Annotated in this window: 6 protein-coding genes; 3 read left to right on the top strand and 3 right to left on the bottom strand. The window is 70.9% G+C overall.

Translation table 11 applies throughout. The features are described 5' to 3' along the window. Window positions 1-745, top strand: a 745-nt coding sequence (locus D7X32_RS42350; RefSeq protein ID WP_439329050.1) for a lytic transglycosylase domain-containing protein, incomplete at its 5' end; no start/stop codon positions are given. Window positions 746-755: 10 nt separating this feature from the next. On the opposite strand, the gene D7X32_RS42345 is transcribed toward D7X32_RS42350, so the two are convergent. From D7X32_RS42345 to D7X32_RS42335, 3 genes are all read right to left on the bottom strand, one after another. Then, window positions 756-1,271 (bottom strand): DUF4334 domain-containing protein, encoded by a 516-nt coding sequence (locus D7X32_RS42345; RefSeq protein ID WP_120608180.1) that lies wholly within the window; start codon window positions 1,269-1,271, stop codon window positions 756-758. Next, entirely contained in the window at window positions 1,268-2,386 is a 1,119-nt protein-coding gene (locus D7X32_RS42340) for an NAD(P)-dependent alcohol dehydrogenase (RefSeq protein ID WP_120608179.1), read from the bottom strand. Before D7X32_RS42340 ends, D7X32_RS42345 begins: the two co-directional genes overlap by 4 nt. Window positions 2,387-2,502: 116 nt before the next feature. After that, complete coding sequence (locus D7X32_RS42335; protein ID WP_120608183.1) at window positions 2,503-3,276, bottom strand: glucosamine-6-phosphate deaminase; 774 nt, start codon at window positions 3,274-3,276, stop codon at window positions 2,503-2,505. A gap of 229 nt (window positions 3,277-3,505) precedes the next feature. On the opposite strand from D7X32_RS42335, the gene D7X32_RS42330 reads away from it, so the two are divergent. Next, on the top strand, window positions 3,506-4,543 hold the full coding sequence (locus tag D7X32_RS42330; RefSeq protein WP_120608178.1) for a 6-phosphofructokinase: 1,038 nt from the start codon (window positions 3,506-3,508) through the stop codon (window positions 4,541-4,543). 104 nt (window positions 4,544-4,647) lie between these two features. Continuing rightward, the gene (locus D7X32_RS42325; protein WP_120608182.1) at window positions 4,648-6,282 is read left to right on the top strand and encodes a long-chain fatty acid--CoA ligase; all 1,635 of its coding nucleotides are present in this window, start codon (window positions 4,648-4,650) and stop codon (window positions 6,280-6,282) included. Window positions 6,283-6,350: the final 68 nt, after the last annotated feature.

The following is a 6,350-nucleotide window of genomic DNA, read 5'->3' as shown; positions in this document are numbered from 1 at the left end:
GACCGTGGGCGGGATCGACATTCCGGGATGGGCGTGGCTGGTGCCGTGCGCGCTGGTGCCCGTGGTGTTGCTCAACGTGGGCGTGGCGTGGCTGGGCGGGACGCAGGTGTCACCCCTGTCCTTCTCCTTCCTCCAGACGAAGGCGCGCGCCCTGGGGGCCTACGTGGCGCACCGGCCCGCGTGCGTGCTGGACGAACACCCTCCGCTGGAGCCGCTCATCGCGGACGCGGAGCACCGCCACGGGATTCCGCCGGGGCTCTTGAGGGCGCTCATCCAGGTGGAGTCGGAGACGCGGGTGCACCGCATCTCGCCCGCGGGCGCCATGGGGCCCGGGCAGCTGATGCCGGACACGGCGGCGCTGATGCGGGTGAAGGACCCCTTCGACCCCGCGCCGTCCGTCGACGCGAGCGGGCGCTACCTGGCCGAACAGCTGCGCAGGTTCCACGACGTGCGGCTGGCGGTGGCCGCGTACAACGCGGGCCCGGGGTCGGTGAACGGGCGCGTGCCGCACAACGGGGAGACGGAGTTCTACGTGGCCAAGGTGCTCGCGGCCTATGAGCACACCCGGCCGAAGGCGCCTGTCCTGGCGAAGCGCCCGGCCATCGAGACTCCCGCGAAGGCCCCCGTCGCGCGGAAGGCCTCCCAGCCCGGCGCGAACGGGAAGCCCCTGGTGACACCCAAGGCCGCCGCGCCGGTGAAGAAGCCCGTGCTCGCCTCCGCGCGGAAGCCCGCCGCGTCCCGCTGAGCCGGGCGCTTCAGGGCGTCCGGGGGCCTTTCTGCTCGCGGCGCAGCACGAAGAAGTAGGGCGCCATGTCCCGTGCATCCATCAGCCCCAGCAGCGTGTCCGGGTCCACCTTCCGGAACACGTCGTGGATGGGCCGGTCGTCGTAGACCATCGTCGCGCTGAGCCGCCCCCGGTACTCCGTCATGCGCAGCCGCGCCTTGAACTGCCCGGTCTCCACCGCGGCCCGGTGCGGCGCCACGGGACCTGGCAGCTCCGGGGACGGCCACTTCCGTGGATCCACCGGGAACACCGCCCCGCGGTCCTCCGTGTAGAAGAGCAACGGGTGCACGCTCTCCGCGTCGATGAACTGCTTGCCGTACCAGCCTGTCGAAGCGAGCAGTCCGTCCAGCGGGTGTCCCGTCTGGAACTCGCGCCCCTGCCAGGTGCCGCGCATGAACTCCAGGTCCACCGCGGACAGGCGGTCGAACAACGCGAGCGCCTCTTCCACGTGGATGCGCCCGGCCTTCACCGCTTCGTCGAACGTCATGTCGTTCCGCCTCCTGGCATCCGCAGCACCGGCTTGATCGCCGTGCGCGTCTCCATGTCGTGAACCGCGTCGTTGATGGCCTCGAAGTCGTAGGAGCGGCTCAGCTTCTCCAGCGGGAACCGCCCCTGCGCGTGCAGCGCGAGCAGCTTCGGGATGAAGGTCTTCGGGTCGGCATCGCCCTCGAGGATGCCCACCACCTTCCGGCCCATGAGGAGCGCCGTCATGGGGAGCGCCACCTCCGCGTCCCGGCTGGGAAGCCCCAGCAACCCGCAGGTGCCCAGCGGGCGGGTCACGTCGAACGCCTGCCGCAACACCTGGGGCGACCCGACGCACTCCAGCGCGAAGTCCACCCCGCCCCGGGTGCGCTTCAGGACGGTCTTCGTCAGCCCGGGCTCATCCGCCAGGAACGTGTCCGTGGCCCCCAGCTCGCGGGCCAGTTCGAGCCGCGCCGCGCTGAGGTCCACCGCGATGACGGTCGCCGCGCCCGCGACCCGCGCCGCCATGATGGCCGCGAGCCCCACCGCGCCCGCTCCGAAGACGGCGAGCTGCTGCCCCGCCTGGAGCCGGAACGCCTCCAGCACCGCCCCCGCTCCCGTCTGGAACCCACAGCCCAGCGGAGCCACCCGGTCGAGCGGCACCGAGGCGTCCACCTTCACCGCGTTGTGCTGATGCGCCAGCACGTGCGTGGCGAACGACGACTGATGGAAGAAGCTCGAGCGGACCGGCTCGCCGCGCCACCGCATGGGGAACGAGCCATCCGGCCGCGAGCCGGAGAAGTTCCCCGCGTACCCCTGCTCGCAATACGCGGGGTGTCCGCCCGCGCACGTGGAGCAGGCGCGGCAGGAGAAGTAGCTGAGCACCACCGCGTCGCCGGGCACGAAGCCCGTCACGCCCTCCCCCACCGCCTCCACCACGCCCGCGCCCTCGTGCCCGAGCACCACGGGCAGAGGGAACAGGCCCGCGCCCGCCCGGTACGTGAGGTCGGTGTGGCAGATGCCGCTCGCCGCCACCCGCACGCGCAGCTCGCCCGCCCGAGGCGCATCGAGTTCGACCTCGTCGATGACGAAGGGACCACTCACCGCCTGCAGCAGCGCGGCACGCACCGGAAGACCCATGGAAAGCATCTTATTGGCAATTCGCCAATAAAGTCACATGGCCCGGGTGACCGGGGGGCGTGTCCGTCTGGAAGCGGAGGACCTCCGAGCCCGGAGCCCGGGGCCCGGGGCCCGGGTCAGGTGCCGTCGTGACGGGTCCGGGCCTCGTCCAGCCTGCGCCCGTGCAGGCCGCTGGCCGCGCCCGTGTCCAGCCACAGCTCCACGTCGCGGTGGAGCTGGAGGAGCGACGCGGGCCACCTGGGCGTGAGCGGCCCGTGCACCATCGCCGTCACCGCCGCGGCCTTGTTCACGCCGAACGCCAGCACCACCACCTTGCGCGCCTGGAGCACCGCCGCCATGCCCAGCGTCAGCGCGGCCATGGGCACCTTCGACGGATCATCCCCGAACGCCATCACGTGCGACAGCCGCGTCTCCCGCGACAGGCGCGCGCGGTGGCTCGTCGCCGTCAGCACTTCGCCGGGTTCGTTGAACGCGATGTGCCCGTTGGGCCCCACGCCCAGCAGCAGCAGGTCCAGCCCCCCGGCCGCCGCGAGCGCCGCGTCATAGCGCGCGCATTCCGCCTCCGCGTCCGGCGCGCACCCGTCGAAGAAGTGGATCCGCTCCGTTGACAGATTCACATGCCGGAACAGGTGCCGGTCCATGTACGCGCGGAAGCTGCCCGCGTCCTCCGGCGGGAGCCCCAGGAACTCGTCCACGTTGAACGTCGTCGCCCGCGACAGGTCCAGCGCCCCCCGGGCCGCCAGCTCCACCAGGTTCCGGTACACGTTGAGTGGCGAGCGCCCCGTGACGAGCCCCAGCACCAGCTCCGGCGTGTGGCGCACCGCCTCGGCGATGCGCGCCGCGCAGGTGCTGGCCGCCTCCTGCTCCGTCTGGAACACCCGTAGGTTCATGAGCCGGCCAGCATACGCCGTCCTCGCCGCGAAGGTCGCCAGCCCCCCAGCCGCCCGGTGCGTGGCGCCGCGCGGCAAGGCCACTCGCTTCCAGGAATTACACGTGAACACCGCCGGCGATTGACAAGCCAGGTCCCCCGCACGCCCTGGGACCGGGAAGGGTTTCCCACGGGCGTCCCGTGCAATCCGTCCTCACGCGTGGAGGCCGGGTCGCGCTAGAACCGGACTCATGAAAGTCGCCGTGCTCACCGGCGGGGGTGATTGCCCCGGCCTCAATGCGGTCATCCGCGCCATCGTCCGCCGTGCCAGCGAGCACGGCTTCGAGATGATGGGTCTGCGTGATGGATGGAAGGGCCTGCTGGACGACAACCACTTCCGCCTCACGCGGGAGACCACCTCCGGCATCCTCCACCGGGGTGGCACCATCCTGGGGACGTCGCGCGTCAACCCCTTCAAGGTGGAGAACGGCCTGGAGCGCGTGAAGCGCGCCATCGAGCGCAACGGCATCCACGCCGTCATCGCCATCGGCGGCGAGGGCACGCTGTCCGCCGCCACGCGCATGTCCCAGGAGGGCCTGCGCATCGTCGGCGTGCCGAAGACCATCGACAACGACCTCAACGGCACGGACTTCACCTTCGGCTTCGACACCGCCGTCTCCATCGCCACGGAGGCGGTGGACCGGCTGCACTCCACCGCGGAGTCGCACAAGCGCGTCATCGTCTGCGAGGTGATGGGCCGCCACGTCGGGTGGATCGCCACCTACGCGGGCATCGCGGGCGGCGCGGACGTCATCCTCGTCCCGGAGATTCCCGCGGACCTGGAGGCCGTCGCGCAGCACCTGGTGCGCCGCAACGCGGGCGGGCGCACCTTCTCCATCGTCGTGGTGGCGGAAGGCACGCGCATCAAGCTGTCCGCGGAGCAGAACGAGCAGCTGGTCACCACGGGCTCCCTGGACGAAGCGGGCCGGCCGCGCCTGGGCGGCGTGGGCAACATCGTCGCCGCGGAGATTGAACGGCGCACCGGCTTCGAGACGCGCGTCTCCGTGCTGGGCCACATCCAGCGCGGCGGCGCCCCCACGGCGCACGACCGCGTGCTCGCCACCCGGTTCGGCGTGCATGCGTGCGACATGGTCGCTCGCGGCGAGTTCGGGAAGATGGCCGCCCTGCGCGGCAATGACATCGTCAGCGAGCACCTGGCGGAGGCCACCCGGGAGCTCAAGCGCGTGCCCAAGGAGTTCTTCGAGGTCGCGCAGGTTTTCTTCGGCTGACATTGACGTGGTGCGCCATGCCTGCCCCCACCCGGAGTGGCAGGCATGACGCCGCGCATCCGGTAGCATCCGGCCCTTCCCCCTCTCCCGAAGGGATGGTGCCGATGCTCACCGGTCGCATGATGGATTTCCCGCTCACCCTGACGCACTTCCTGGAGCGCGCGCGTTCCTATTACGCCGCGCAGGAGATCGTCAGCCGCAAGCCGGACAAGTCCCTGCACCGCTACACGTACGCGGACTTCCACAAGCGTGTCTGCCAATTGGCGAACGCGCTCACGCGGCTGGGGGTGAAGCCAGGGGACCGCGTGGCGTCCCTGAGCTGGAACCACCACCAGCACCTGGAGGTCTACTTCGGCGTGCCGGCGATGGGCGCGGTGATGCACACGCTCAACCTGCGGCTGCACCCCAACGACCTGGGCTACATCGCGCGCCACGCCGAGGACACGGTGGTGGTGGTGGACCGTTCGCTCCTGCCGCTGGTGGAGAAGTTCGAGAAGGCCGCCGGCAGCATCAAGCACGTCATCGTCATCCCGGACGACGGGCCGGTTCCGGAGGGGCGGCTGGACTACGAGAAGCTGCTCGCCGCGGAGTCGCCCACGTTCGACTTCCCGCGCCTGGATGAGAACAGCGCGGCGATGCTCTGCTACACGTCCGGCACGACGGGCAACCCGAAGGGCGTGCTCTTCAGCCACCGCTCCATCGTGTTGCACACGCTGGTGTGCTGCCTGCCGGAGGTGCTGGGGCTGAGGGAGTCCGACACGGTGCTGGCGGTGGTGCCCATGTTCCACGCGGCGGCGTGGGGGCTGCCGTTCGACGCGCTGCTCACGGGGGCGAAGCAGGTGCTGCCCGGGCCGCACCTCGACCCTCAGTCACTGCTGGAGCTGATGCAGAACGAGAAGGTCACGGTGGCGGGCGGCGTGCCCACCATCTGGCTGGGCATCCTGGCGCAGCTGGACCGCGAGCCGGGCAAGTGGGACCTGAGCCCGATGCGGCACATGGTGATTGGCGGGTCCGCGGCGCCGCCGGCGCTGATTGACGGGTTCCGCAAGCGCCACGGGCAGAAGGTGCTGCACGCGTGGGGCATGACGGAGATGAACCCGGTGGGCACGCTCGCGCGGCTCAAGGGGGACCTGCACACGGCCTCGCCGGAGACGCAGCTGGAGGCGTACGCGTCGCAGGGCTACTCCGTGCCGTTCGTGGAGACGCGCCACGTGAGCGACAGCGGGGAGATCCTCCCCTGGGACGGCAAGGCCATGGGCGAGCTGGAGGTGCGCGGGCCCATGGTGGCGGCGTCGTACTACGGGGACGAGGGCAAGGACCGGTTCACGAAGGACGGGTGGTTCAAGACGGGCGACGTGGTGACCATCGACCCGGCGGGCTACCTGCACATCACCGACCGCAGCAAGGACGTCATCAAGTCCGGCGGCGAGTGGATCAGCTCCGTGGCGCTGGAGAACGCGCTGATGGCGCATCCGTCCGTGCTGGAGGCGGCGGTGTTCGCGGGGCGGCATCCGAAGTGGGACGAGCGCCCGCTGGCGGCGGTGGTGTTCAAGCCGGGGCAGGAGGCGACGAAGGCGGAGCTGACGGCGCACCTGGAGAAGCAGTTCGCGAAGTGGTGGCTCCCGGATGACATCCTCTTCGTGACCCAGATTCCGCGCACGTCGACGGGGAAGTTCCTGAAGATGAAGCTGCGGGAGGACTACGGGGACCACCTGATGAAGGCGGCCGTCGCGTCCTGAAGTGAGAGGAAGAACCGCCGGGCAGCTGACACTGGGGGCCGGCGGCTCGCGCCGGGGCGGGGCTGGGG

Source organism: Corallococcus carmarthensis, assembly GCF_003611695.1.
Lineage (GTDB): Bacteria > Myxococcota > Myxococcia > Myxococcales > Myxococcaceae > Corallococcus > Corallococcus carmarthensis.
The sequence above is the reverse complement of the archived record's forward strand: the minus strand, read 5'-3'. Positions and strand labels throughout refer to the sequence as shown.